The 26979-nt window shown below is 44.3% G+C and carries 28 protein-coding genes and 1 riboswitch; of the genes, 12 read left to right on the top strand and 16 right to left on the bottom strand.

The window, feature by feature from the left end; all coding sequences use genetic code 11:
- The first annotated feature begins 18 nt into the window (after positions 1–18).
- From murA to rseP, 5 genes are all read left to right on the top strand, one after another.
- Positions 19–1323: a UDP-N-acetylglucosamine 1-carboxyvinyltransferase gene (gene murA, locus BF9343_RS16855; protein ID WP_005790583.1), complete on the top strand. Its 1305-nt coding sequence runs from the start codon at positions 19–21 to the stop codon at positions 1321–1323.
- The gene (gene rimM / locus BF9343_RS16850) at positions 1320–1862 is read left to right on the top strand and encodes a ribosome maturation factor RimM (protein WP_008657443.1); all 543 of its coding nucleotides are present in this window, start codon (positions 1320–1322) and stop codon (positions 1860–1862) included. Before murA ends, rimM begins: the two co-directional genes overlap by 4 nt.
- Positions 1863–1927: 65 nt before the next feature.
- Positions 1928–2788, top strand: a complete 861-nt coding sequence (locus tag BF9343_RS16845) for a M23 family metallopeptidase (RefSeq protein WP_010993445.1) — start codon at positions 1928–1930, stop codon at positions 2786–2788.
- 2 nt (positions 2789–2790) lie between these two features.
- Positions 2791–3957: a 1-deoxy-D-xylulose-5-phosphate reductoisomerase gene (locus BF9343_RS16840; protein ID WP_010993444.1), complete on the top strand. Its 1167-nt coding sequence runs from the start codon at positions 2791–2793 to the stop codon at positions 3955–3957.
- 19 nt (positions 3958–3976) lie between these two features.
- Positions 3977–5332 carry an RIP metalloprotease RseP gene (gene rseP / locus BF9343_RS16835; protein WP_005802381.1) on the top strand — a complete coding sequence of 452 codons (1356 nt, stop codon included), beginning with the start codon at positions 3977–3979 and terminating at the stop codon, positions 5330–5332.
- A 126-nt stretch (positions 5333–5458) separates the two neighbouring features.
- Here the strand turns inward: rseP and BF9343_RS16830 are convergent, their stop codons facing one another.
- Positions 5459–6337, bottom strand: coding sequence for a hypothetical protein (locus BF9343_RS16830; RefSeq protein WP_005790572.1), 879 nt, complete (start codon positions 6335–6337; stop codon positions 5459–5461).
- Positions 6338–6533: 196 nt separating this feature from the next.
- On the opposite strand from BF9343_RS16830, the gene phnX reads away from it, so the two are divergent.
- Positions 6534–7325 carry a phosphonoacetaldehyde hydrolase gene (gene phnX, locus BF9343_RS16825; RefSeq protein ID WP_005797923.1) on the top strand — a complete coding sequence of 264 codons (792 nt, stop codon included), beginning with the start codon at positions 6534–6536 and terminating at the stop codon, positions 7323–7325.
- A 5-nt stretch (positions 7326–7330) separates the two neighbouring features.
- Positions 7331–8419, top strand: coding sequence for a 2-aminoethylphosphonate--pyruvate transaminase (locus BF9343_RS16820; RefSeq protein WP_010993442.1), 1089 nt, complete (start codon positions 7331–7333; stop codon positions 8417–8419).
- Between the two features lie 164 nt (positions 8420–8583).
- Here BF9343_RS16820 and BF9343_RS16815 read toward each other — a convergent pair whose 3' ends face one another.
- The 5 genes from BF9343_RS16815 to BF9343_RS16795 form a co-directional block, all read right to left on the bottom strand.
- On the bottom strand, positions 8584–9990 hold the full coding sequence (locus BF9343_RS16815) for an MFS transporter (RefSeq protein ID WP_010993441.1): 1407 nt from the start codon (positions 9988–9990) through the stop codon (positions 8584–8586).
- Positions 9991–10224: 234 nt separating this feature from the next.
- Complete coding sequence (nrdG, locus tag BF9343_RS16810; RefSeq protein ID WP_005790564.1) at positions 10225–10683, bottom strand: anaerobic ribonucleoside-triphosphate reductase activating protein; 459 nt, start codon at positions 10681–10683, stop codon at positions 10225–10227.
- Between the two features lie 6 nt (positions 10684–10689).
- On the bottom strand, positions 10690–13083 hold the full coding sequence (locus tag BF9343_RS16805; RefSeq protein WP_005790561.1) for an anaerobic ribonucleoside triphosphate reductase: 2394 nt from the start codon (positions 13081–13083) through the stop codon (positions 10690–10692).
- A 34-nt stretch (positions 13084–13117) separates the two neighbouring features.
- A riboswitch (cobalamin riboswitch) is annotated at positions 13118–13300 on the bottom strand.
- A gap of 123 nt (positions 13301–13423) precedes the next feature.
- Complete coding sequence (gene trhA, locus BF9343_RS16800) at positions 13424–14074, bottom strand: PAQR family membrane homeostasis protein TrhA (protein WP_005817347.1); 651 nt, start codon at positions 14072–14074, stop codon at positions 13424–13426.
- Positions 14075–14215: 141 nt separating this feature from the next.
- Positions 14216–15115 carry a diaminopimelate dehydrogenase gene (locus BF9343_RS16795; protein ID WP_005790557.1) on the bottom strand — a complete coding sequence of 300 codons (900 nt, stop codon included), beginning with the start codon at positions 15113–15115 and terminating at the stop codon, positions 14216–14218.
- A gap of 158 nt (positions 15116–15273) precedes the next feature.
- On the opposite strand from BF9343_RS16795, the gene ruvA reads away from it, so the two are divergent.
- Positions 15274–15879, top strand: a complete 606-nt coding sequence (gene ruvA / locus BF9343_RS16790; RefSeq protein WP_005790555.1) for a Holliday junction branch migration protein RuvA — start codon at positions 15274–15276, stop codon at positions 15877–15879.
- A gap of 136 nt (positions 15880–16015) precedes the next feature.
- On the opposite strand, the gene BF9343_RS16785 is transcribed toward ruvA, so the two are convergent.
- The 4 genes from BF9343_RS16785 to BF9343_RS16770 form a co-directional block, all read right to left on the bottom strand.
- Complete coding sequence (locus BF9343_RS16785) at positions 16016–16540, bottom strand: hypothetical protein (RefSeq protein WP_005790552.1); 525 nt, start codon at positions 16538–16540, stop codon at positions 16016–16018.
- Positions 16503–17240 (bottom strand): ImmA/IrrE family metallo-endopeptidase, encoded by a 738-nt coding sequence (locus tag BF9343_RS16780; RefSeq protein WP_005797919.1) that lies wholly within the window; start codon positions 17238–17240, stop codon positions 16503–16505. Before BF9343_RS16780 ends, BF9343_RS16785 begins: the two co-directional genes overlap by 38 nt.
- Positions 17227–17580 (bottom strand): helix-turn-helix domain-containing protein, encoded by a 354-nt coding sequence (locus tag BF9343_RS16775; RefSeq protein ID WP_032497322.1) that lies wholly within the window; start codon positions 17578–17580, stop codon positions 17227–17229. The genes BF9343_RS16780 and BF9343_RS16775 overlap by 14 nt, the downstream gene beginning before the upstream one ends.
- 157 nt (positions 17581–17737) lie before the next feature.
- Positions 17738–18271, bottom strand: coding sequence for a GNAT family N-acetyltransferase (locus tag BF9343_RS16770; protein WP_005802386.1), 534 nt, complete (start codon positions 18269–18271; stop codon positions 17738–17740).
- A 72-nt stretch (positions 18272–18343) separates the two neighbouring features.
- Between BF9343_RS16770 and BF9343_RS16765 the strand changes: the two genes are divergently transcribed.
- Genes BF9343_RS16765 through rpiA form a run of 3 tightly spaced genes read left to right on the top strand, consistent with a single transcriptional unit; the run spans position 18344 to position 20200 of the window.
- On the top strand, positions 18344–19348 hold the full coding sequence (locus BF9343_RS16765; protein ID WP_010993438.1) for a DUF3843 family protein: 1005 nt from the start codon (positions 18344–18346) through the stop codon (positions 19346–19348).
- Entirely contained in the window at positions 19329–19469 is a 141-nt protein-coding gene (locus BF9343_RS23095; RefSeq protein WP_005790543.1) for a hypothetical protein, read from the top strand. The genes BF9343_RS16765 and BF9343_RS23095 overlap by 20 nt, the downstream gene beginning before the upstream one ends.
- A 29-nt stretch (positions 19470–19498) precedes the next feature.
- Complete coding sequence (gene rpiA / locus BF9343_RS16760) at positions 19499–20200, top strand: ribose 5-phosphate isomerase A (protein ID WP_005790542.1); 702 nt, start codon at positions 19499–19501, stop codon at positions 20198–20200.
- Between the two features lie 84 nt (positions 20201–20284).
- Here the strand turns inward: rpiA and BF9343_RS23775 are convergent, their stop codons facing one another.
- Both BF9343_RS23775 and BF9343_RS16755 read right to left on the bottom strand, forming a co-directional pair.
- Positions 20285–20380, bottom strand: coding sequence for a smalltalk protein (locus BF9343_RS23775; RefSeq protein ID WP_149245169.1), 96 nt, complete (start codon positions 20378–20380; stop codon positions 20285–20287).
- 33 nt (positions 20381–20413) lie between these two features.
- The gene (locus BF9343_RS16755) at positions 20414–20884 is read right to left on the bottom strand and encodes an HU family DNA-binding protein (protein ID WP_005817337.1); all 471 of its coding nucleotides are present in this window, start codon (positions 20882–20884) and stop codon (positions 20414–20416) included.
- A 267-nt stretch (positions 20885–21151) separates the two neighbouring features.
- Between BF9343_RS16755 and BF9343_RS16750 the strand changes: the two genes are divergently transcribed.
- A complete protein-coding gene (locus tag BF9343_RS16750; RefSeq protein WP_005790540.1) occupies positions 21152–21397 on the top strand; it encodes a DUF4248 domain-containing protein in 246 nt (81 codons plus the stop codon).
- Positions 21398–21597: 200 nt separating this feature from the next.
- Here BF9343_RS16750 and BF9343_RS16745 read toward each other — a convergent pair whose 3' ends face one another.
- From BF9343_RS16745 to BF9343_RS16725, 4 genes are all read right to left on the bottom strand, one after another.
- The gene (locus BF9343_RS16745) at positions 21598–22041 is read right to left on the bottom strand and encodes a BACON domain-containing protein (protein WP_010993437.1); all 444 of its coding nucleotides are present in this window, start codon (positions 22039–22041) and stop codon (positions 21598–21600) included.
- A 4-nt stretch (positions 22042–22045) separates the two neighbouring features.
- Positions 22046–23569, bottom strand: a complete 1524-nt coding sequence (locus BF9343_RS16740) for a Spi family protease inhibitor (RefSeq protein ID WP_010993436.1) — start codon at positions 23567–23569, stop codon at positions 22046–22048.
- A gap of 505 nt (positions 23570–24074) precedes the next feature.
- Positions 24075–26234 (bottom strand): VapE domain-containing protein, encoded by a 2160-nt coding sequence (locus BF9343_RS16730; RefSeq protein WP_010993435.1) that lies wholly within the window; start codon positions 26232–26234, stop codon positions 24075–24077.
- A 65-nt stretch (positions 26235–26299) separates the two neighbouring features.
- The gene (locus BF9343_RS16725; RefSeq protein WP_005790536.1) at positions 26300–26680 is read right to left on the bottom strand and encodes a hypothetical protein; all 381 of its coding nucleotides are present in this window, start codon (positions 26678–26680) and stop codon (positions 26300–26302) included.
- Positions 26681–26979 lie beyond the last annotated feature (299 nt).

Here is a 26979-nt window from a genome sequence, read left to right as displayed (position 1 = left end):
CACTAATCACCTCGAAACATGGCTTCATTTGTAATCGAAGGAGGGCACAGACTTAGTGGGGAAATTCATCCCCAAGGTGCCAAAAACGAAGTGTTGCAGATTATCTGCGCTACATTGCTTACTGCCGAAGAAGTAACAGTGAATAACATTCCGGACATCCTGGACGTCAATAACCTGATTCAGTTAATGCGGGATATGGGCGTGACGGTTGCAAAAACAGGTGTCGATTCGTATAGTTTTAAGGCCGCGAATGTCGATCTGGCCTATTTGGAAAGTGACAACTTCCTGAAGAAGTGTTCCAGCCTGCGGGGATCTGTGATGCTGATCGGTCCTATGGTCGCCCGTTTCGGTAAAGCCATGATTTCAAAGCCGGGAGGAGACAAGATCGGGCGTCGGCGTCTGGATACGCATTTTATAGGAATCCAGAATCTGGGAGCCGATTTTACTTATAATGAAGAGCGGGAAATATACGAAATTTCGGCCGAAGAATTGAAAGGTACATCTATGTTGCTCGATGAAGCTTCTGTGACCGGAACTGCCAATATCGTGATGGCCGCTGTACTAGCCAAAGGTAAAACGACGATTTATAATGCGGCCTGTGAGCCCTATCTGCAGCAGCTTTGTAAGATGCTGAACCGGATGGGAGCGAAGATCAGTGGAATTGCTTCGAACTTATTGACTATCGAAGGAGTGGAGGAACTTCACGGTACCGATCACACTGTGTTGCCGGATATGATCGAGGTGGGTAGCTTCATTGGTATGGCTGCCATGACCCGTAGCGAAATCACAATCAAAAATGTGTCATACGAAAATCTGGGTATTATTCCCGAAAGTTTCCGCCGTCTGGGTATTAAACTCGAACAGAGAGGAGATGATATTTTTGTTCCGGCACAGGATTGCTATCAGATCGAGTCGTTTATCGACGGTTCCATCATGACCATTGCCGATGCTCCCTGGCCGGGACTGACTCCGGACTTGTTGAGCGTCATGCTGGTAGTGGCTACCCAGGCAAAAGGTAGTGTACTGATTCATCAGAAGATGTTCGAGAGCCGTCTTTTCTTTGTCGATAAACTGATTGACATGGGCGCACAGATTATTCTTTGCGATCCGCACCGTGCGGTTGTTATCGGACATAATCATGGATTTACTTTGCGGGGAGGCAATATGACCTCTCCGGATATCCGTGCCGGTATCGCTTTGCTTATTGCGGCTATGAGCGCCGAAGGTATCAGCCGGATTCATAACATCGAGCAGATAGACCGCGGATATCAAAATATCGAAGGTCGACTCAACGCTATCGGTGCAAGAATTACACGAATATGATAAAAAGAGAAGATGTATACAAGATAGGCTTGTTCAATAAGCCACACGGCATACACGGTGAATTGTCGTTCACCTTTACCGACGATATTTTCGATCGGGCGGATTGTGATTATCTGATTTGCCGGTTAGATGATATTTTTGTTCCTTTCTTTATAGAAGAGTATCGTTTCCGGTCCGATTCCACAGCTTTGGTGAAACTCGAAGGTGTAGACACTGCCGAACGTGCCCGTATGTTCACCAACGTGGAAGTTTATTTTCCGGTGAAACATGCCGAAGAAGCCGGTCCCGGGGAGTTGTCCTGGGATTTCTTTGTCGGATTCCGGGTGGAAGATGTCCGTCACGGTGCTTTGGGAAAGGTGACGGATGTGGATACGTCTACCGTTAATACACTGTTTGTAGTGGACCGTGATGGCGATGAATTGCTGATTCCTGCACAAGAGGAATTAATTGCCGGTATCGATCAGAAGCACAAAATCATTACAGTCGATTTGCCCGAAGGCCTGCTGTCTTTGGACGAGTGCGATGATGAAGAAAGTTAAATAGCATAAAGAAACAGACGGCAAGTAAAGCGAAATGCTTACATTTGTCGTGATATTCTATAATAATGCCGAAAAAGAAACGTAGTAAAGCCTTTTGGAACAATATCAAGTTCAAGTATAAACTCACTATCATCAACGAGAATACACTCGAAGAGGTGGTGGGACTTCATGTATCCAAGCTGAATGGTCTTTCCGTGTTACTTTCGGTTCTGACCGTGCTTTTCCTGTTTGCCGCTGCCATTATCACTTTTACTCCTTTACGCAACTATTTGCCGGGATATATGAATAGTGATATTCGTGCTCAGGTTGTGGAAAATGCCTTGCGGGTAGATTCTTTGCAACAGTTGGTAGACCGTCAGAATATGTATATCATGAATATACAGGATATCTTCAGCGGCACCGTGCGGGTGGATACTGTACAGTCAATGGACTCATTGACCGCCATGCGTGAAGATTCGCTGATTGCCCGTTCCGAACGTGAAGAAGCTTTCCGTCGTCAATATGAAGAGACCGAAAAATATAATCTGACCTCTATTACCGCACAGCCCGATGTCAACGGACTGATTTTTTATCGTCCGACCCGTGGCATGATTTCCGATCATTTTGATGCCGAAAAGAAACATTTTGGAACCGATATTGCCGCCAATCCCAACGAAAGTGTATTGGCCACTTTGGACGGTACAGTCATATTGAGTACCTATACGGCCGAAACCGGTTACCTGATCGAGGTACAGCATAACCAGGATTTTGTATCAGTCTATAAACATTGCGGTTCGTTGCTGAAGCGTGAAGGCGATACTGTGAAGGGAGGTGAAGCTATTGCCTTGGTTGGGAATAGCGGAACGCTCACTACCGGTCCGCATCTTCATTTTGAACTTTGGCACAGAGGACGGCCGGTTAATCCTGAAAAATACATTGTATTCTAATAATGAACGAGATAAAGAAGAAACAAATAGCTATCTTAGGCTCTACGGGTTCTATTGGTACCCAGGCCTTGCAGGTTATCGAAGAGCATCCCGAACTGTACGAGGTGTATGCACTGACTGCCAATAATAAGGTAGATCTCCTGATAGCCCAGGCACGTAAGTTTATGCCTGAGGCTGTAGTTATAGCCAATGAAGAGAAATATGCCCAACTGAAAGAGGCTCTCAGCGACCTGCCTGTTAAGGTGTATGCAGGTGCTGCTGCGTTATGCCAGATTGTAGAGTCCGGCCCTATCGATGTAGTTCTGACCGCTATGGTGGGGTATGCGGGATTGAAGCCGACCATGAATGCCATTCGTGCCGGAAAAGCCATTGCCCTTGCCAATAAAGAGACACTGGTAGTTGCCGGAGAGTTGATTAATCAGTTAGCCCGGCAATACCGTACACCGATTCTTCCTGTCGATTCCGAACATTCGGCAGTATTTCAGTGTTTGGCCGGAGAGGTAGGCAATCCGATAGAGAAAGTTATCCTGACTGCTTCCGGAGGTCCTTTCCGTACATGTACTATGGAACAGTTGAAGACTGTGACAAAAGTACAGGCTCTCAAACATCCGAATTGGGAAATGGGAGCTAAGATCACTATTGACTCTGCCTCGATGATGAACAAGGGGTTCGAAGTGATCGAAGCCAAATGGTTGTTTGGCGTACAGCCCAGCCAGATTGAGGTGGTGGTACATCCGCAGTCGGTTATTCATTCGATGGTGCAGTTTGAGGATGGAGCAATAAAGGCCCAGTTGGGAATGCCCGATATGCGTCTGCCCATTCAGTATGCTTTCTCTTATCCCGATCGTATCAATTCGTCTTTCGACCGGCTTGATTTTTCGAAATGTACGAACCTTACTTTTGAGCAACCCGATACCAAGCGGTTCCGTAATCTGGCATTGGCCTATGAATCGATGTATAGGGGAGGGAATATGCCTTGCATCGTAAATGCGGCCAACGAGGTGGTTGTGGCGGCTTTTCTTCGTGATGAAATCAGCTTTCTCGGCATGAGTGATGTGATAGAACATACCATGGGGCAGGTGTCTTTCGTACAGACTCCTACTTACGACGACTATGTGGCAACCGATGCGGAAGCACGCCGGATTGCCCGTGAATTAATATGTAAATAAATAAATTGTAAATAATCTGATGGAAACATTTTTAATCCGTGCCCTGCAATTGATTATGAGCTTATCTTTGCTCGTCATCATTCACGAAGGAGGGCACTTTCTCTTTGCCCGCCTGTTCAAAGTACGGGTAGAAAAGTTTTGTTTATTCTTTGATCCTTGGTTCACACTATTTAAATTTAAGCCAAAGAAAAGTGAGACAGAATATGCTGTCGGTTGGTTACCTTTAGGGGGATATGTCAAAATAGCCGGAATGATTGACGAATCGATGGATACCGAGCAAATGAAGCAACCGGAACAGCCGTGGGAATTTCGTTCTAAACCTGCGTGGCAGCGCCTGTTGATTATGGTGGGAGGTGTGTTGTTCAACTTCCTTTTGGCTCTGTTCATCTATTCAATGATTCTGTTTAAGTGGGGTGATCAATACATTCCCGTACAGAAAGCCCCATTGGGTATGGACTTTAATGAAACAGCCAAAGCGGTGGGATTTCAGGACGGAGATATTTTGTTGTCTGCCGACGGAGTCGATTTTGTACGCTACGATCCCGATATGCTCAGCCAGATAGCTGATGCCCGGGAGGTAACGGTGTTGCGTGAGGGTAAGAAGGCATCTGTATATATCCCTGAAGATATGATGCAGCGTCTGTTGGGTGACAGTGTTCGCTTTGCCGAATTCCGTTTCCCCTATGTAGTCGATAGCGTGATGGTCAATTCACCTGCAGCCATGGCCGGTATCCAGCCTGGCGACAGTATCATTGCTCTCGACGGAAAGCCGGTTTCTTATACAGACTTCCTGGCAGCTATGGCTGAAAGAAGACAAAATGCGAAAGCGTTACAAAATGACAGTATCAATCCGCACCAGATCTCATTGACTTATGTGCGTGACGGAAAGACCGATGTATTGACTTTGACTACGGATTCAGCTTTCAAAATAGGAGTAGCGGTCAATCCATATACGGATCGACTTCTTCCTGTAATCAGGAAAGAGTATGGTTTCTTTGAATCCTTCCCGGCCGGTGTAGCATTAGGAGTGAAGACTTTGAAAGGTTATGTAGGCAACATGAAATATCTTTTCTCAAAAGAGGGAGCTAAACAATTGGGCGGTTTCGGAACCATCGGAAGCATCTTCCCTGCAACCTGGAATTGGCATCAGTTCTGGTATATGACGGCATTCTTGTCTATCATCCTTGCTTTTATGAATATTCTGCCTATTCCTGCGTTGGACGGCGGACACGTCTTGTTCCTGTTCTATGAAATCATTGCCCGTCGCAAACCGAGTGATAAATTTATGGAATACGCACAAATGGCGGGTATGATTTTGTTGTTCGGCCTTTTGATTTGGGCTAACTTCAATGATATATTGAGATTCTTCTTCTGATAGGAGAGTTCTCGGAAAAGTATTTTTTACCATAGGCTACTCAGGTTTTCAGGGGGGATCTATTCGGATAACTCCTGTTCAATAACTAAATCTGAGTAGCCTGTGGTGTTTTTAGGGTATGTCGCTTTATATTTTCAGCATCTTTTTTTCTCTTTCCAGATCCGATTCATCCAGTTTGGGTGAGGGTACCGTACAAGTCTTGATATAGTCCCCTTCCTGGCATGTATAATTATAATAGATCTCTTCTTCAGGGGTCAGTTCCGATCTGGAGATTAACTTTCCTTCCATTTTCAGGAACTCGTCTATGTCTGTGCTGTCCGATTGCTTCACCAGGACAATTCTCCGGGCTATCGGGTTATGGTTATAGTCCAGACAGAGATATAATCCTTTCAGCATATGCGGAAACTCATAATGGGGTAATTGCAGATAGATGGTTACCAGGGCAAACTGCGGAAGTTCCCGTTCATTGAACATCAGGTATGAATTTTGATGATTACTGATAATGCCACTTCCCCAGTGCACTGATTTATAGGCATTGATCATGCCTACTTTCACATAATCATTGTTTTCTGATGCACAGATCAGATAGGGTTCTGCCTTGAGGCTGTCTGTCGATGAAGAAAGGCTGTAGCTCAGGTACGTGCCACTGTAATTGTAGACTTCCCCCACAGATTCCTGCATTTCCTTTTCCAGTAATTTCAGAAAAGCATTTCCTGTTATGTTGGCTTCCTGATTGGGTTCCAGATCGAAGAGCCGTTCTTTCATTTCTCCCAGATTGCCGAGCAGCCGTTTCTTCGACACATTGTTTACCAGTGCCAGTGCCTCGTCCAGAGCCTCTTCCCGGGGCTTGGTCTTTTGCAGGTTCAGATAGGTGGGCAGCACACTGGAGTAGAGTGCGGACAGCACACTGGGAGCCATGTGTATCCAGTCGGCTATTTCTTTCATTTTCACTCCGTTGTTACGGAGATATTCGATTCGTTTGTATATATCTTCCAGTTCGTTCATAAGTACATCGACGCATTGTTTACATTGCAAATATATGACTTTTGGATTATATAATCATGATATGAATGTTACATTAATATTTCGGAAGAAATGTGCGGAATATGAATGAAATGAATCATGCGGAATTCATTTTTGCTCTGTACGGGATGCCCTACTTTTGCATCAGATTCAAAAACAAGGAAATTATAGACATAAAATGAAAAAGATTGAATGTATCATTATGGACTGGGCAGGAACGGCAGTCGATTACGGATGTTTCGCTCCGGTGGCTGCTTTCATCAAGGCTTTTGCCGGGAAGGGACTCACGATCGATGTCGAGCAGACTCGTAAGCCTATGGGGTTGCCGAAAATTCAGCACATCCGTGAATTGCTGACTATGCCCGAAGTAAACGAACAATTCATAAACCGTTATCGACGTGCCTGGACAGAGGAGGATGTCGTAGAGCTGAACCACCTGTTCGAGAAATATCTTTTTGCTTCACTGAAAGAGTATACCGATCCTATTCCGGGTGTGATCCCTACGTTGGAGAAGTTGCGTGCCGAAGGACTGAAAATAGGTTCTACTACAGGCTATACCCGCGAGATGATGGATGTGGTACTACCCGAGGCACAGGCCAAAGGATACCGGGTGGATTACTGTGCCACTCCGAATCTGCTGCCCGCCGGTCGTCCTGCTCCCTATATGATTTTTGAGAATCTCACGAAACTGGCGGTTCCCGATCCGGATACAGTGGTGAAGGTAGGCGACACCATTGCCGATATTCAGGAAGGTGTACATGCCAAAGTATGGAGTGTGGGAGTGGTTCTCGGAAGTAACGAGATGGCACTCACCGAAGAAGAGACGCACGCCTTGCCGGCTGCCGAACTCGAGAACCGTATTGCTGAAGTGAAACAACGTATGCTGGCTGCGGGAGCCTCGTATGTCATTCGAAGCATTGAAGAACTTCCCGCACTGATTCAACTAATTAACTCAAAACTAAATCATTAATCGATATGAAACCTTATTTGTTATTGACCCCCGGACCACTTACTACCTCAGAGACTGTAAAGGAAACCATGATGACCGACTGGTGTACATGGGATGAAGACTATAATTTGCACATTGTCGAATCATTGCGTAAAGAGCTGGTCGGCATTGCTACCCGCAATACGGAAGAGTATACATCTGTTCTTTTGCAAGGAAGCGGAACCTATTGTGTAGAAGCCGTGATTGGTGCTGCCATCGGTAAGAATGATAAACTTCTGATTTGCAGTAACGGTGCTTATGGTGACCGGATGGGGAATATTGCCGAATATTATCATATCGACTACGAGCTCCTTGCTTTTGATGAAACGGAACAGGTATCGGTAGACTATGTGGACGACTATCTGAGCAATAATTCAGATGTTACTCATGTGGCCTTCGTTCACTGCGAAACGACTACCGGTATCCTGAATCCGTTGAAGGAGCTGGCACATGTAGTGAAGATGCCTGGCAAGAAACTGATTGTGGATGCTATGAGCAGCTTTGGAGGTATCCCGATGGATGTTAGTGAGTTGGGAATCGATTTCCTGATCAGCAGTGCCAATAAATGTATCCAGGGAGTTCCGGGATTCGGATTTATCATAGCCCGCCGTTCGGAACTGGTGCGTTGTAAGGGAGTAGCCCGTTCTCTTTCTCTGGATATTTACGACCAGTGGGAAACGATGGAAAAAGGGCATGGTAAATGGCGTTTTACTTCACCGACCCATGTGGTGCGTGCTTTCAAGCAGGCCCTTACCGAACTGATTGAAGAAGGTGGAGTGGAGGCCCGTCACCGGAGATATTGTGAGAATCACCGGGTACTGGTAGAGGGTATGCGTTCACTCGGTTTTGTAACTTTGCTCGATGACGCAATCCAGTCACCTATTATCACTTCATTCTTGTATCCGAAAACCGGATTCGACTTTAAGGCCTTCTATACCGCCCTTAAATCCAAGGGTTTTGTAATCTATCCCGGAAAAATTTCAAAAGCGGATACTTTCCGTATCGGTAATATCGGAGATGTACATCCGGAGGACTTTGCCCGTCTGGTGGAGGTGGTTAGAGAGACTGAGTACTAAATTTTTCATTCATTGATTGACATGGAGGTGGCTTCAAAAAACTTATATTCACCACAAAATAACACGGATTTGCACAGATCAATATTATGAATAGCTTAAGTTCTTTCTGTGTCACTTTGTGTTACTCTGGCTTCCGGTGGGACGATATACGTGGATTGAGATGGTTATCGGGGCTTCGTCTTTAATGTGGAGGGTTGTGAAAGCCGCATGCTGCTTACCACTGCTGCGACAAAAGCAAATCCGCTGCCGGCTATCAGACAGACCGCCGTACTCTTCTCGTGTACTACAAAACTGAAGAGCAAAGCAACCAGTGTCGTACCGAATGTCTGTCCCAAGAGCCGTGCCATACCCAACATTCCGCTGGCTCCTCCCGAACGTCGGGTAGGGGCGGAAGAGATGATTGTACTGTTGTTCGGTGTCTGGAAAAGACCGAAACCTGCACCACAAAGCATCAATCGCAGGATGATGCCGGTGACCGATGAATCCGCCGTTAATGTAGACAGAGAGTAAAGTCCGATACAGAACAATGCCATCCCGATGCTGCCCAGTATGCCGGGATGAATGCGTTCCACCAGATATCCGGCTACCGGTGCTGTCACCAGTGTGGCTATAGGCCAGGGAGTTAACAATAGCCCGGTCATGACCTCGCTGTATCCCAAAGAGTTTTGCAGGAAGAAGGGTAAAGAGACCATTGCCAGCATTTGAGCGGTGAACGAACAGATACTGGTAAGAATGGAAAGCCTGAAAATGGGAATTCCCAACAGGTCGAGGGGAAGGAGAGGAGACGGTTGGTTCAACTGTCTGCGCACATAATAAGTCCCGACAACTGCCAATACAGCAAGTTGTATCACTATATAATCATTGTTTTCGTGGTGGGCAAATCCATCCAAAGTATAAATCAGGAGTCCGAAGGTGATTGCATTGGCTATGGCACTCAGCTTGTCGAATTGTCTGTTTGAACGTTCCTCTTTTCGGGGCAGGTACTTTAATCCCAAAGTCAGGGCAACTAATCCGAGAGGGACGTTGATAGCGAATAGCCAGTGCCAGGAAGCGACAGATAGAATTCCGCTGGCTACCGAGGGGCCGGCTGCTGCCGATATGGCCACTACCATGGCATTGATCCCCATTCCCCGGCCGATTTGTTTTCGGGGGTAAATCGTACGTAACTGAGCCGTGTTGACGCTGGTAATGGCCGAAGCACTGAATCCCTGGAAAATGCGGGCAATGGTCAATGTCCAAAATGAATGGGACAAAGCGCAGATCAGGGAAGTGACGATGAACATAGCTATTCCCGAAAGAAATATTTTGCGGTATCCATAAATTTCTCCCAGTGACGAGAATGAAAGCAAAGAGATGACAATGGCAAGCTGGTAGCCGTTGATAATCCAGGTCGTGACTGCCGGAGAAGTTCCGAAGTCGTGAGAAAGTGTCGGGAGTACCACGTTGATAATGTTGATATCGAGTACCGACATGCATAAGGCAAAAGAAATACCGACAACTGCCCATATACGGTGCGGGAGAGGAAGGCCGTCTGTTTCGTCAACTACCGGAGTTTGTGTATGTAGAATCATAAAGAACTTTTTTATGGAAGTGCTACAAAAATAAACAAAATCGGACTTTTTCGGTTGGGGGAGGTAGTGATATATAAGTTTTTTTACACATTGAAACTTGATGGGGAGGGAGTGGAAGGTCGTCTTCACCACAGATTTCACAGATCGACTTCCAATGTTATCGTTGATAGTCCGTCCGATAAACCATTGATATTTGTGCAATCTGTGGTGCTTTCGACGCTTGTTTATTTATATCTATTTCAGTTTGATAATCCGCTGATTACTGCTTCCTCTGAATTCCAGATGCGGTGAATAAAGTTCCTGTTTGAAGCGCCCGTCCACCAGTACATCTATGTAGGGCAATATGGCTGCCAGTTTCGGATCCGATTCTATTTCCTCGTAAGTATATCCTGTGTAGCACCAGATATTCTGTCCCGTTTCTGTTTTTACTCTCCGGATGACAGGCAAAAATGCTTCCGGATCATAAAAAGGATCGCCCCCGGAGAAAGTCACTCCGTCGAGCAACGGGTTCGAGTTTATTTCGCGGATGATGGAAGCCAGCCGTCCTTCGGATAGTTCCTCACCGGCTTGCGGGTTCCAGCTTTCCGGGTTATGACAACCCGGACAGCCGTGCCTGCATCCTGCCAGATAGATCGAATAGCGGATACCTTCTCCGTCAACGATTGTTTCGGGATACGTGTACAAGATGTTCATGATTCCTTATCCGTGCTTTACACGGTCTTTTTCTTCTGCACGTTTGGCCGAATTCCATGAACTCAAGTCTCCGGTCAGGTAGCCTGTGATGCGGCGCATGCGCAAAATATTCTCACTTTGGCATACCGGACATTTATCGTAGATCACGCCCTTGTATCCGCAATTGTGGCAGGTATCCACCGGATGATTGATTGAGCCGTAGCCGATTCCTTCGTCAAACATAACTTTTACGATCTTGGCAATGGCGCGTACGTTTTTCTGGGCTTCTCCGTCCAGTTCCACATAGGTGATGTGTCCTCCGCGGGTGATGGCGTGGAACGGAGCCTCTCTTTTTATTTTCTCTACAATGCTGATCGGTTCTTTTACATCCACATGGAAAGAATTGACATAGTAATCGTTGTCTGTCACTCCTTTGATTTTTCCGTATTTACGGCGGTCCATACGGGTGAAACGTCCCGAAAGTCCTTCGGCCGGTGTAGCCAGTACCGAATAGTTCAGGTTGTATTTGGCTTTGTATTCATCAGCCACCTTGTTGATTTCCAGCACGGCTTCATAAAGGGTGTCCCATGCCTTCTGGCTGTGTCCGTGTCCCTCTCCATAGAGAGCCACCATGGCATTGTGTCCGCCCAGGAAGCCGATACCCAGCGTACCACTGCGCAGCACGTCGCCTACTTGTTCGTTCGGGTTCAGGGCAGCTCCTCCTTTCCATACATCATTTCCCATCATGAAGGGGAATTGGCGTGCCAGGGCTGTACGCTGATATTGATATCGCTCGTAGAGTTGTTCGGCTATCAAGGTAGCCGTTTCATGTATCGATTCGATGAAAATTTCTTTAGCCTTTCTCTCGACGGCATCTTTATTGTGTCCGTCCTCCGTCATGTTTTCTGCTTTGATACGGGCTTCGATGGCCAGGCGAGGCATGTTCAGCGTGGTGAACGAAAGGTTTCCGCGTCCCAAAGACGATTTCTCGCCGGCTACATTCTCAAACACACGCGTACGGCATCCCATGGTGGCCAGTTCGTAACGGTAACGTTGCGGGTCGTTGGCGTCCCATTTTTCGTTTTGGTTGAACGGGGCATCCAGGAACATAAAGTTAGGGAAGAGTGCTTTTGCCGTAGTGTGGCAAGCTTTCAGGAACAAGTCGAAGTTGGGTGCTTCAAATTTTAATTTACCTTCCATGGCAGCATCGAAATTAGCCATAGCCTTTTCATAATCGGCTTCTGTGTACGATACTCCGTTTTTTATCTTGAATATCTGAATGGGGAACACCGGCACTTCTCCCCTTGTGCCCAGTCCCTCTACGGTTGCTTTCAGTAATTCTTCGATCACCATGCGTCCTTCGGCCGAAGTGTCTGTTCCATAATTGATCGAACTGAACACTACCTGGTTTCCGCCGCGTGAGTGCATTGTGTTCAGGTTATGGATAAAGCCTTCCATGGCCTGGTGCGTATCTTTCTGAGTCTGCACAAATGCTTTCTCTATAATTTGGTTCAGATGTTCTTTGTCGATATTGATCTGTAGGGCAGTCAGAGCCATGCGCAGCGTTTCGCGTTCCAGTTCCGATGCTTTGATGGACGACAGATGTTCGGCAATCACTGTACGGATAGCCTTTTCTTCTATCTCTTCACCCTTGTTCATTTGTACATAGAAGCTGATGAATGATGCCAGGTGTTTACGGAATGATTTGCTCACACCTTTTGCCATAAAGAAGTCGAATGCCGGTATGGCCTGACCTCCGTGCTGTTCATTCTGGTTAGTCTGGAAAATAATGGTAGCCAGGGTAGCATAGCTTTGAATGCTTTGCGGGGTACGTATACTGCCGTTTTTGGTGCGGAATCCACGTTCGAAGAGGTCATCCATGTCATATTGGATGCAAGTCGTCGTTTTGGTAGGATAGTAATCCAGGTCGTGGATGTGGATGTCTCCCAGTTGGTGGGCTTCGGCAAAACGTTTCGGCAACAGATATTTATATGTATAGTCTTTGGTTACTTCCGAGGCGAATGTCATCATCTGTCCGGCGGGAGTATGACTGCTCATATTGGCGTTGCTCAGGTTGACATCGTTTTTGTCAATGGCTACGATACCGTCCATCACATGCTTCATCTGGGTCTTTTTGTCTCGTTCGGTATTTCTCCATTCCCGATAGATGATGTACTTTTTGGCTACTTCCGGACGAACCTTCATCAGCTCTTTTTCTACCAGGTCCTGAATTTCTTCTACCGTAATGGTAGGAGATGCAAATTGTCCGATTACATTCATCGTGATGTCAGCAATCAATTGCTGTTCATCATTGATTCCTGTGGCACTAAACGCTTTTGATACAGCGTTCTTGATTTTACTGATGGAGAAGTCCTCCCTTTTACCATCTCGTTTGATGATACAAATTTCCGCGTAGTTCATAACTTTAACTCCCGAAAGCTTTAGATTTTTTTTAAATATGTTTACTTTTTCAGCAGGTCTTCTGACTTATCTCTCCCTCGCAACGCCTTCCCACGCTGGGCGCAGTGGCATAGTGTGCGGATTCTCAGAGAATTACAGCAGCGGGTACTGTCGCCGATTTGCACAGCGTTCCCTTATGACTAAACCTCTTTTTAGTACTGAAATCTGCTACAAAGGTAACAGTTAAAGCAATAAGTTGTTCTTGTTTTAACAAGAATTTTTGGAGAACTTTTCTTTCTTCCTGATACAGAAAGTTTTCCAAAACGGGAAACTTTTGGAGAGAAAAAGCGAATCGGGTTTGCTAAAGAATCAACCAGATGGCTATGATATGGCCTATGCTTCCGCCTAGACAAAACAGGTGGAAAACGGCGTGCATATAAGGTTTTCGCAACGAGTAAAACACGGCTCCCATGATATACGAAGCTCCTCCTCCGAGAAGCCACCAGAAGGCGGGAGAGGCTCCGATGGCGGATAGGCAGTCCATTAGTGGTTTGAGGGCCACCAGGATGGCAGAGCCCATCCCTACAAAACAGATCGTCTCGAGATTGCTGTGTTCTTTCAGTTTTTTGAAGGCTAATATGAATCCTACAATAGCCGACAGCCATACAAAAGTGAAGATTCCCCAGCCCCATCCGCCGGCATGGCGTAGCACTAACAGGGTGAACGGAGTGTAAGTCCCTGCTATGTGCAGGTAAATGGCGCCGTGGTCAAATTTGCGCAGAAGTTCTTTCCGCTTGCCGGGCCTGGAGCCGTGATACCAGGTTGAACTGATGTACGATGCCAGCATCCCCACCAGATAAGCCAGTACACAGCCTGTTGCCCAATAGGGGTGAGGGTTGGCGAGCGCCTTTTCCAAAAGAAAATATCCTGCGGTGATGCCCAGCAGGGTGCCTGCGCCATGGCTTAAAGTATTGGACAGCTCTTCGCCGCGTGAGTACCGTTTGTTCTTCATTGTGTGTAAGCCGGAGTGTTTATCTAATAAAAGATGACCGCAGATTTTTATCTTTTCGATTATCGGTGATAATTAAAAAGAGAATCTGCGGTCGTCCTTTCCTTGTCTTTGGAAATAGTTTGTATCAGACACTTGGCTTTTTTATACCAGGTGGCCGATCCATTCTTCACGGTCGCCCGGAAGCAGATCGATAACCGGAACTTCCACCATGGTGTAACATCCCGGCTGCTGCTTCATCGAAGCACGTGCTACGCATACCAATACCTGTGCGGTCAGTGCGGGGTTGTTGATGCGCATATTGAATTCGAACAGTTGGTTCTGGGTTTTTCCGGATACACCTTTGCGGGTCAGGTTTACACCGTGTCCCATGTCCAGCAGTGCGTCTACGCTCGGCACTTGTTTTACGTGTGTCTCGTCGTTAACGAAATAAGCGTCCGATTTAATGGCTGCTGCCACTTCCTCGAATTTATATCCGTCTTTCAGTTCGATGTATACCATACGGCGATGAATGCCTGTTCCGGTAGGGATAGTCATCGATAAAGCCGCTTTCACTCCATCGATAGCTTTGACGGCTACCGTATGGCCCATACTCATACCCGGACCGAAGTTGGTGTAAGTGATTCCTTTGGGGGCAATTGCTTCGAGCATGGTGCGTACGATCGAGTCGCTTCCCGGATCCCATCCGGCCGAGATGATCGATACAGCTCCGTGTTCTTTGGCGCAAGCACCCAGTTCACGACGCAAGTCAACGATGCCTGTATGAATATCAAAACTGTCTACTGTGTTGATGCCCATTGCGAGAATCTCTTTTGCGTATTTCTCAACGCTGCGGGTCGGAGTACAAAGAATAGCCACGTCTACTCCTTGAAGTTCCTTTATATCTTTAACTACTGCGTAATCATTCAGTTCAGCCGGTTTGTTCTCGGCACCTGCACGACGAACCACACCTGCTATCTCAAAATCGGGAGCCGCTTGGAGGGCTTCCAGCACATAACGACCAATATTGCCATAACCTACGATGGCTGCTCTTACTTTTTTCATCTTTTTATTGGTTTTGTTTAACACATTTCTTTATTTCGGTTGCAAAATTAGTCATTTTCTTTGTTTTCAGGTCTCTTAAGGGTGTTAAAGTTAGTTTTTGTTATTCAAGGTTCGTGAAGCACAATATTTATTATCTTTGCGTTCTGATTATAACCATTATGATAGAATACATCAAAGGCGAAATTGCCGAACTGAGTCCGGCAACCGCAGTTATCGATTGTAACGGATTAGGATATGCCGTTAATATATCACTCAACACTTATTCTGCCATTCAGGGTAAGAGCAGTTGTAAACTCTATATCTACGAAGCCATCCGCGAAGATGCTTACGTTTTATATGGCTTTGCCGACAAGCAGGAACGGGAACTTTTCCTGCTGCTGATTTCCGTTTCGGGTATTGGAGGAAACACGGCCCGTATGATTCTTTCTGCTCTTTCACCGGCCGAACTGGTGAATGTGATCAGTACCGAAAATGCCAATATGCTGAAGACGGTGAAAGGTATCGGACTGAAGACCGCACAGCGTGTCATTGTCGATTTGAAAGATAAAATTAAAACCGGTGCCATGGCTGCAACTGCCGTGGGAGGTGCTGCCGGTGCTTTGTTGCCGGCAATGAATGCGGAAGTACAGGAAGAGGCCATCGCTGCATTGACCATGCTCGGATTTGCCGCTGCACCTTCACAGAAGGCGGTGCTTGCCATATTGAAAGAAGAACCCGATGCTCCGGTGGAGAAAGTCATTAAGCTGGCTTTAAAAAGACTTTGAGAACGGACGGAGGGGGCATTGCTGTCGCAGATTGCATAATAGAGTTACAGCGCAGAGGAAGGGAATGTGATTGTTTATGTAATCTGCGATAGGGCTTTGTCGTTGTGTTGGCCTTGTTTTCTTGAAATGTGTGAGTTTAAATTTGTACGGTACATGTATATTGGGTTATATCGATGATCGGAAGTTTGCTTCCCGCATTATTTACTTCCTGCATGAATTCCTTACACTCTTGCTCTGTCATTTTCTTTCTGCAGTAAGCATAATATAAAAAATCAAGTGTAGTCAGATAGGTAATATTATTCTTGGAGCAATATTCTTTTATGTCTTTCAGGTTACTGCTTCCCAATACGTCTCGGTTGTCCCTGCAATAGATCATGCATGCACTTTCTCCTTTTCCCAGAGTGCGTTGCAATAAAAAGAACTCTTTCATTGATTCCCTCTTTGGGGAAAAAACTTCTTTTTTCAATTTATGGAAGAAATGGAGATATTTATCTATAAAATCTTTTGTACCGGAATTTTGGGAAATTTCATTATATACCACATCCAATATCAAGTATTCGTACTCAGGAAATATATCGGGTAATATTGAGAAATAATTAGCCTCCATGAAATGGATAATTACATCAGCATCGAGTACTATCTTCGTTTTCTTGTGTTCCATTGATGTTTATTTTATGGAGTAACTCTATATAGTGACCTTCTGAAATTTTTTCCTGTTCGAATAGCTTGCGGGCTTTTTCACCAAAATCACCGATAACCAGTCCTTCGTTGGCCGGTTCGTATAAAGCTGTGTCATATCCGAAACATTTGGCAGAGTATTTTACTTTTATTTCTGCCAATTGGGAACGTGTACTTTCTGTTATAAGTCCGATATTTTGTAATCTATACAATAAAGCGGAACGGGAAACGGAAAAATAGTGTTCAAGTTTTAGGACTGTTGCCATCGAAATGTTTTTGGTTTTTAATTCCATTTCGGGTATTAACTGGCATATACCGCCCTCCGGCATTAATAGAGAGGAAGCAAACATGTCGGCACATTGTTCTATCGGATCTTTGCTGGCACATCCCGGATTACATTTGTGAGGAGTCGGTTTTTTCTCTATATAAAGGTGGTATAATTCGTGAGCTATCGTAAAGTGTTGCCTTCCTCGTGGTTGATTAGAATTGATAAGCATGAAACGGTGCTCTGAATTATCTTTTAAACACATTCCTGAGAAGTTGTCGGATAAAGGTCTGAAAACAGTGAGTATGTTTAGTTTCAAAAGTAAGCTTTTCAAAGTGATAGGCTCCGTAGCGCTAAGTCCATTGTCCATACGAAACTCTGAGACTTGCTTCTCTATGATAAACTTATTCGGCTTCATTTTGGGCAATGCGTTCCATTTTGAGATAAGACTTTACGATATCTTTGAAAGCTGCTATTTCTTTCAAATCATTTTCTCCTAAATTTGAAATTCTGAAAGCTGTAGCCATAATTTCATTATTCGTCTGAATATTGTCCTCAAACAATATAAAAGGTTCACAACCGAATAAATTTGAGATATCTTCCAAAATGGTATAAGGAATCTCTCTGGTTCCTCCTTCATAATTACTGTAAGTAGAGCGTTCTATCTTAATAGATTGGGCTACTTGTTCTTGTGTAAAACCGGATAACTCTCTAATTTTTTTTAGATTCTCTCCAATAATTTGATTAACCGTTTTCATTACTGCTCTTCTTCTGATTTTTGTGGCAAAAGTACCGATAATTTCTTGTATATACAAATATTGCCACACAATGTTTGCTCACTTATAGTTCTTTATCTAATCGTGCTTTCAGATTTGAAGAGAACTTCTTGTGTGGATGTGTTTCTATCATCGGCTTTCAGGGAGTGAGATGTGAATTGTCTGAAATAATTTTCTGATACATCCTCAAATCCAGTTTTTTGCCGAACTTCTCCGCTACCTGCCGGATGTTTGCGCAACATTCGAAACCGCATTTTTCGAACAGGCGGATGCTGGCTTCGTTCTCTCCCGAAATCAGTGCCATTATGTTGCTGAAGCCTTCTTGGCGGATGATCTCTTCCAGTCGGAGTATGGCTTGTTTTCCATATCCTCTTCCTGTAAACTCCGGTTTCAGGTAGAGGGTCAGCTCTACCGAGATGCGGAAGGCTTCTCGGGGCTTGAAGCGTGCGAAATAGCAGAATCCGCAGGGTGCTCCTTCGGGAGTTTCAATGATGAACGACCGGTAGACGGGATCGCCTACGGGTATGTAGTTTTTTAGTTCGTCGATGCTGGCGCAGTGTACAAAGTACACCACTGTCGTGTGGAGGGTATAATAGTCGTAGATGTCTTTTACAAAAGGCAAGTCGTTTTCCGTGAGCGTTCTGAGCGTAATATCCATTGCCGTAAAGTTCATAAATTGGTGCAAATGTAGCCAATCTTATCAGAAAAGAAGTACATTTGTTTCCGTAAATCAACACTCCAATTCATGAAACTGCAAAAAATATATCGTCAACTGTGGATGGAAGTCCATCCGCGTCCGCAATCGGCAGATACCGATCAATGGTATGTCGATTTTGCCAACAGGCTGCTGCCCCTATTTGAGAAGTCGGAGCTTACCGGACAGATGATTCATAAAAACCGGGCCGTTCTTTATTTCACCTGGTATCTGGAAGATTGTGTGAATAATTCCGGTGGATGGAATAAGTTCATCCGGTTGCACAAGCGGTTGTACGGGCGTTTTCTGCCCTTTTATACCCTGACAGGGGCGTATGCCGATGATGAAATAAATTTTGAGGATGTGTCGTTCCTGTTATGGTCGCTTCTTTCTCCTGTCACAGACGATTCTCCGGTTCCTTGGAATCCGACGGATAAATCTCTGCTTCGACTTGCGACTGATATTTATGCGCTACTTGAAGCCCATTTTGAACAAGCCCCTCTTACCGATGACGAGTCGATGGACTGGCTTCCGGAGATTCGTGCCCTGTTGCCTCCTCCGGGACCTGTTTTGGATATTTTCCCGGAAATGGAGCTTCCCCATGATGTGACCAAGTTCCTGAATGCCACCCAAGGGAAGCAGCTTGTCTATTTTGAGGATTATGCGGGCTTGCGCCGTTTCTGTGTCGATGCGTTGGAGTGGACCGACGAAGACGATTCGTTAATGCCCGAATTGGCCGATGAAGAAAATTTTGTATTTTTTGCCAATCCGAAAGGCATCTTGCTTGCTCCCAATATCGGTGCTTGCTTCCGGGATGAACGAAACTCGACATATAATCCCGGGATTGCCGAACAAGAAGGGGCCGAGTTGCTTTATGTTCCCGGACTTTGTCCCATCGACTTGTTGCACTATGCCATGCAGCATGATTTATTGTCCGAGGTCACTTTTCCTTTTGAGGATGGCAGGAGGGTGTTGCACGAGAACTGGGATTTTATAGCCCGCAGATATTTAGGCAAATATTATAATGAAGATTTTTATGAAGAAGAGCGGAAATAGCAGTGCCCGTCCGGGTAGCGGACGGCCCAAAGCCTCGGGAGGTAAGAAACCTTCCGGTAAACGGATCGGAAAATCAAAGCCCTCAAAAGCCAATAACCAACTGAACCGTAGGGTGAAATAAGTTGTTACCTGTTATAAACAAGTGTTAGTATGAAATGGGAAAGTAGCTTGGTGGAGCATCTCCAATGGTCGGACACGATCACCAACCGGGAGAGTAAGGAGCAGTTAGCCCGTATGATTGCCATGCGTGTGCAAGAAGGGGAGATTATTGGGGCAGGTTCCGGATCGACCGTATATCTGGCATTGCTCGCTATTGCCGAAAGGATACGTACGGAGAATCTGCATGTCACCGTGATCCCTGCCTCGATGGAGATATCGATGGAGTGTGTCCGTTTGGGCATTCCGCAGACTACTTTATGGATGTGTCGCCCCGATTGGACGTTCGACGGCGCCGATGAAGTAGATCCCGATCATAACCTGATCAAAGGTAGAGGCGGAGCGTTATTCAAGGAGAAACTTTTGATATGCAGCAGTAATCGTACTTTCATTTTGGTGGACGAAAGCAAGCAGGTTTCTTTTCTGGGAAGCCGTTTTCCTGTTCCTATCGAAGTGTTTCCGATGGCTCTGCCTTATGTGGAGCGGGAAGTGCTTACTATGGGAGCTTTGCGTACGGAGTTGAGGCTTGCTAAAGGTAAAGACGGTCCTGTAATTACCGAAAATGGAAATCTGATTCTCGATGCCTGGTTCGGCAATATTCATTCGTCTCTCGAGAAAGAGATAAAATCAATCACAGGAGTTGTCGAGAATGGATTGTTTATGGGATATGATGTCGAGGTGATGGTAGCAAAATAAGATCAGGAGCGGTTGATAGTATGAAAACTAAATGGGAAAGGTGATACCACGCGGATATCACCTCTCCCATTTAGTTTTCGTTGCCTACAAGTTCATTGCATTACCTCCAAGGACTCCCAGTATGGCAGATGCCACTGCGATCATTACCTTTAGAACCGTACTCCAGCCTGACTTTTTCATTTCTTCAACACCTCCTTTCTATGTAATCCTGATTTATGCCGTCGGGTCATCCACAATGTCTCCGTCTCCACCTTTTTCAGATTCTTTACCTTCCAGTGCGGCTTTGATATCGATGAATTCGATTTTATCACCGGCCCGGGTCGATGTCAGGTTCGGACGTACACTCGATGACGGACGAAAGTTTATTTTCACTGCCATTATGTTTTTGGCCGTACATTCTTTTTCCGTATCCACCCCTTTGGTGCGTGCCGAAAGGCTGAATACTCCAAAATCCCGGATATTGACTGATTGTCCGTTATAGAGGGAGGTGCGCATCGCTTCTACAAAATTGGTGAGTACGCTTTTAATATCTCCCAATGATAACGAACTTTTCTCCTTCATTTCGTACGCAATGCTTTCCAGGCTTGCACTTTGGCCTAAAGTGACCAGTTGCGGATAAAATTTCTCTATAGCATCCGTTTTTCGCGGATCTTTTCTCGCGATTTTTTTGTATGGAACTGCCATTGTCTGATAGTTTTTTATGGTTAATAATTAAGAATGCATCCGGAAGGTCGGACGAGCTCTTTCCCTTTCTTCCGGTATGTCAAAGATACCGCTTTGTAACCTCTGTTTTGTGTTTGTTGACGTGGGTTGAGGCGGTATGGATAAAAGATTGAAAATCAATGAATGTTTTGTGAAATAGTATGACTTCTGCTATGATATGTCGTTTGTTTTTGTTATCTTTATGCTATTGTAAAGTTCCGATTATTTATTAATTTAAAATTGAAAAACATGAAAGATTTAGAAGATGACGAGAGAGAGTTTCCTATCCGTGTATATACAAAAGTCGAGTTGGCTCTGCTTTATGCACCCCATTTGTCTGAAAATGCCGCCCTCAATAATCTCAGCCGTTGGATGCGGCACAACAAACTCCTGATGGCTGCGCTCGAGGAGGTGGGATACTATAAATACCGCCATTCATTTACGCCCAAGGAAGTTCGTCTGATCTTTCGATATATGGGAGAACCGGGAGCATAAAATTAGAGAGAAACCAATACCGGTATTGGTTCGGAGGATTTGATAAGAAGTTGAACTTGTGCAATTTATGCACAAGTTCAAAAATAAGATGATACAAATACCTTTATCATCTGTATGTATTCAGCAATCAAACAGATAAAAGTAGCCGGAATAAATTTTGTTCGTACTTTTCTCTTTTGTGGTAATGAAGCTTTTTTATTTTAATCTTGATAAACAGCCAGTTGTGTAGGTAAAGCGACACTCCAGACATTGAATATCAAACTTCTTCTCATATCAGAATTATTCGGCTTTACTTTCACATCAATGTATTTACAATTTGCTCCAGAATTAAACATAAACTCAATCCAATCATTGCTTATATGAACAATATTATCAATGGTATCCATTTTCATTGTTTCCTCCTTACCTGAATGGGTGGTACAGTTGGTGTAATCCCATTGCGGACCGCGACTCCCTTTGACCTTGATGGTATATTCTCCCCCTTCTTTTGAAAATCGGATAGGATTCGGCTTGAAATTAACCACAGCGGCTACTCCACCGTCTCTACAAGAATAGGCAATAATAATTATACTGAATAATAGTACAAAGATTTTATATCCTTTTTTTAATATTTCCATTTGGTTCTGTCTTTTTAATTCTTTCATTACTTTATTTCGGAGTTATAATAGTATAAGCAAGATTGTGGTTGAAATTATTATTAAACCCTTCATTACCTTCATATTTTAATCCACCATCGGTTCTCTCATTAAAATAATAATAACCATTATGTTTATTGCCCCAGCCATAGTTTACATGACAAATTGTCACTGAATAAGGTTCATGATAGATAATGCGATTAGGATTAGTCTCTATTACTAACAATCCTTGTTCTTTCATTATATTGGTTTGTGTTGGTGTAAAGCTCTCAACAATTTCCTTCGGCGTAACAATTACCCCTCTATGTTTCATTAGAATTTCACACATTCTGTCGACAACGTAACTGTGGTAGTCGGAAGGCATTGTCTTTTGGGATCCGGTGAATATTGCAAAACATTCTTTATTTGTTGTATAAAACTTTTCTGCGATTTTTTTTCCTTCATTATTTCCTGTAAAGCCATTTAAATCACCAGCCCATATAACGCAATTATCATATTGAATATCTAAATAATCTCCTAGAATTTTTTTAATAAAATTTTTTGCATCTACATTGTGGACCATTACTCCGGGTTTAGTTAATGAAGTTCCTAAAAAAGTAATATCAACAACTTTTGGAGAACAGTTCATTGTGATCCAGCCTAGAAAACGTTCAACCTCTGGATTCATACCTTTTTCCATTCTGTCCCATAAGACTGGTTGTCCATTAGAATAGCATAAATCTTTGACACCTTTATGACTTCTTAGTCCATACAAAACTTGACCAAAAGCAACTGGAGTACAACCAAATAATCTTGTACTTTGAATACTACCATCACCTGTATTTATTGTAGCGCTTCTCGTGGTATTACCATATACATCATAATAGGTTGCTCCACTTTTTTGCAAATAAATATTGGGTCTCGTAACATTTTGAGTCCATCTCGTTTTTAGAAGATAATTAGAAGATCTTCCAAACCCACGGAATAGTCCTTTCTTTAATTCTTTGATTTGAAAAAAGGTTTTATCATCTAAGCTACTACGCGTTAAGGGAAATAATGATTTGTTTAAATATAGAGAATCTGATCTTTCAATATCTATCTTATTTCTTCTTATAAATCCTTGATAGATAGATGTTGAAACAGAATCAATGCTATTAAAGTTAAACCGTCCATGATCTAAAATAGCATAAAATGGGAATGCACGTTCGTCTTTAGAAATTATAGCATATCCCTTGTCATTTTTCATATTTACAATATAAAATCTCTTATTGAACTCTTGTAACCATTCCGGAAGGAGATTTGCCCTTGTTTTAGGAAAGGTAACAATGCCTTCAACTTCTCTGGTATCTAAAGAAGCTACTCGAGTGGCTGGGCTGTTTTCCATACTATTTATAAAATACGAAACAAGATCTAGAGCATCTGCTTCGTTCATAATAAAGGTGTAATTGGAATCAAGATCTTTTTGGATTATATCATGATCAAAATTAAGAGATTCATCGTAACACGAACAAAAAATAAATAAAAAAATAAGTGAATAAAACAGCAGATAATACTTCATAGTTTTTTTATTAATGATGAATAAATAGTTTGCTAAGGTTTAATGAAACCAATAATAATATGAATGTATAAATATTAATGAATCCTAAATAGTTTCTGAATACAAAAATACGAACTTTCATCTGGGTCGCAAATACCTAAATTTAGGTATTTGCGACCCAGATGAAAGTTGTTTTTGAAAAATACAATTATTGGATTATTCTACATTGTTCTTAAATATGTTGTTTTTAATAGAATAATACTATCTGAATATATTTAACTGAATCATTAGAATCCATTACAAGGTTTGAATTGGGAGTTGTTGTGTTGTTCATATGTCAAGCCTATAAGGATAAAATTGTTGATATGTATGTCGTTTGTAGTAGGTGTGGAGTCTAATTAAAATAGCTAATATCTTTTTGTCAATAAAACGCCAATATATGTCCTGCCCCGTAAGAATATATGTTATTTCGATTACATATATTCTTACGGGGCATTTCTCTTCTATTTCCTTCCCTCCGGTACTTTTAAAACGGGAGTTCATCCATTTCCTTTCCCTTATCCCTTTTCCTGAAGTTTTCGCTCACCTCCTGTTGTGTGAGTTCCACTACGGCATACTCCATGATGCCATGGATGTTTACACGCTTGCCGAAGGTATCCCTTTCCAGAATCTGTACCAACACTTGTTGCGTTTGCGCGTTGGCCTGTGTCCGTCCGTATACAGATAGAGTAGCCAGTATTGCGGCGGCGGGTTTCCATTTCACCTCAAAGTCCTTTTCTCCTGCCGGACGGAAGTAAACATACAGGTTCTCTTCCAGTGGGTCTTTCATGCGGTGGCGTTCGTTTCGGGTGTTGATGTCGTCTATCTCGTTTCCTTCAAACCAATAGCGGAAACCGTCCTCTATCAGTTGCACCGCCTGCGCGTACACCCCTTTGTGGTCTACCGGGGTGCGGTAGTCGATGGTCTTTACAGGAATGACCAGGAAGCGCCGGTTTCCTCCGTAATCCTTGAGGAACTGCATGTTGTTGGTGCTTCCGATGAACGATGCCCTGCGTGGATACAGTTGTGCCTGGGTGTCATACACTTTCCGGATGGTGACGTTTTCTTGCCCGATGATTCGTTTTAGTTCGGCGATGTCCCCCGTTTTCACACCCTCAAACTCTTCCATGTTGATCAGCAGGCGGGTGGACAGCAGTAAGAGGTCGTCCTTGTTTGCCGGATCTATCATTCCGTTTCGGTAATATTCTGCCAGTTCCGGAGGCAGCAGATGCCTTATCCAGGTACTTTTTCCTTTTCCCTGTGCTCCGTGCAACACCAGTGCTTCTTGGTTTGCTTTGCCCGGTCGGAGGGCCGAGGCCACCATGGCCACGATCCACCGCCGGAATCCCTCCCTCCAGAACTCCTGATCTTCCGCCTGTATGGTGTCCGCCAGTTTTCTGATGTGGTCAGTCTTCCTGTCCCACCGGGCATTTCCTTCGAAGTAGTGCGTGAAGGGGTTGAACTCCGGTGAATAGTCCGAGTCGATGACCGATTTCAGGCTGTTGAGCGGATAAGCTATGCCCTGCCTGCTGATGTTCAGGAAGATGGAGTTGAAATCCTTGTTCCGCATGGCATAGAAAGATTTCTCTTCCGTTTGGGATAAGTCGCACATCTCGAGGCGGTCGAGCACCGTGTTTCGCCTGAAAGCATAATTCTTGTTCAGATAATCTATCACCTGTTCCACGAGTGGTATCTTTTTCTTCTCCTCTGCCCGTTCCGTCCTGTCGGTATATGTGTAGGCGTTTCCGATGGGTGTGTCCGTGTCCATCCCTCCTCCGTCTCCCAGCCTTTCCGCCGCCAGGCGCTTCACTTCCGACTCTTCGAGCCCTTTTCGGAAACATTTGTTTCCCAGGGTGAAGAGGAACGAATTGCGGCTTCCTTCCGTATATTTCATCAGCCTTTGCGTGGAGCAGAGGCATTTGTTGAATTCCATACACGTATAGGCGCTGATATCTCCCGTCTGTCCCGTTTCGGGTTCTTTCTTTTTCTTCCTTCCCCTTTGTGCAGGTTCGGGAGCTTCGATGGTGAGTGTCCGTTCGGGGATGCGTGCCACCCTTTCGGCAGAGTAAAATGCCTTCGGGTCATACGAGGCGAAGACACCTCTCGACAAGTCTTTTCCGCTGGTGTCCACCTCTGTTTGCAGCAGTTTCTCGTAGTGTTTCCGGGTCAGTTCGTAGATGCCTGCGTGATACTGTTCCAGTCTGTCGTAGGTGATGGTTGCTGTCTTGAAGAACGAGTTTCTCCACGCCTCCGCCTCAAGGTCTGTCAGGTAAGCCAGAATTTTGAAACCGTGCTGCTTGGCGGTGAGGAAACAGGCGAGCGTCGCTTCGTCGGCTTCTATCAGAGCCCGTATGCGTTCCAGTTCCTCTTCCCGCAGCTTGTCGATGTCGATGGTGCTGGTGTCGTTGTATGCGGCTATGCTGTGCGCCAGCCTGCATTCATGATAGTTTGCCGTGACGGTGAAGTAGTCCAGTTGCCGCTTCACATTCTCCGCCTCCTTGGTTTTTCCTTCACTGACCAGCCTTCCTATTTTCTCTATCAGGTTGGCGTATTGTCTGCTCCGTACCCATCCGATCAATTCCTGCAGTGAACATTTCCCTTTCACTTTGCTGAAACCCCTGTAAGTGGTAATACTAATGCTTTTCATCTTTCATTTTTTAAGTTTAACATAAATCTTTGATTGCAAAAGTACGGGGCTTTTTTGTACCCCTGTTAGACGTTTTCATCCAGAAACAGGCTGATATCGTCTAATAGATTTATAATCAAGTCTTTATCTTCCGCTTTTTTCATGCTTTTTAATATCCTTAGTATCTTAAATATCTCAGTTTCAATGGAATCCGGCTTCATCTCCTCGTTGCTGTTGTGTTTTTGTCCGAAGAACAGTGACCGGTGCATGATCTTTGCCAGTTCCCGTATGTTTTTTCTCTTTTTGGGATCTTTCTGCTGATGGTTCAGCCATACGAAAAAGAAGATGACAAGCTCCCTATGCGAGCCTATATCCATCTTTTCTATGTTTTCTTCCAGTGCTTCCAACACTTTCTGTCCTTCGTCACTTTTTTCATTGACGATTACTACGTAAGGGGTATTTCCCATGTTTAATACCACTCCTTCATTCGGTTTTTTTTGCTCATTTCGTCTAATAAGTTTTTTTATTACGAATGCAAAATTAGTGGTTCTTATATGGATATTTCTATATATACGCGTATATTGTTTATTTTATATTGATGTTTCGCTCCGTTAAACAAATAGGTAAGGTATACCTGACCTATTTACTTAACGGGGTGAAATAGATTAAAAAAGAAAAGATTATGCGCATAGGCGTACGCGCGATTATATATAATATATTAAGCTTCAGGAAAATCGAATTGTAAAGAAAAGAAGGCGTGTTTCAA

This window comes from Bacteroides fragilis NCTC 9343, assembly GCF_000025985.1.
GTDB classification, from domain to species: Bacteria; Bacteroidota; Bacteroidia; order Bacteroidales; family Bacteroidaceae; genus Bacteroides; species Bacteroides fragilis.
The sequence above is the reverse complement of the archived record's forward strand: the minus strand, read 5'-3'. Positions and strand labels throughout refer to the sequence as shown.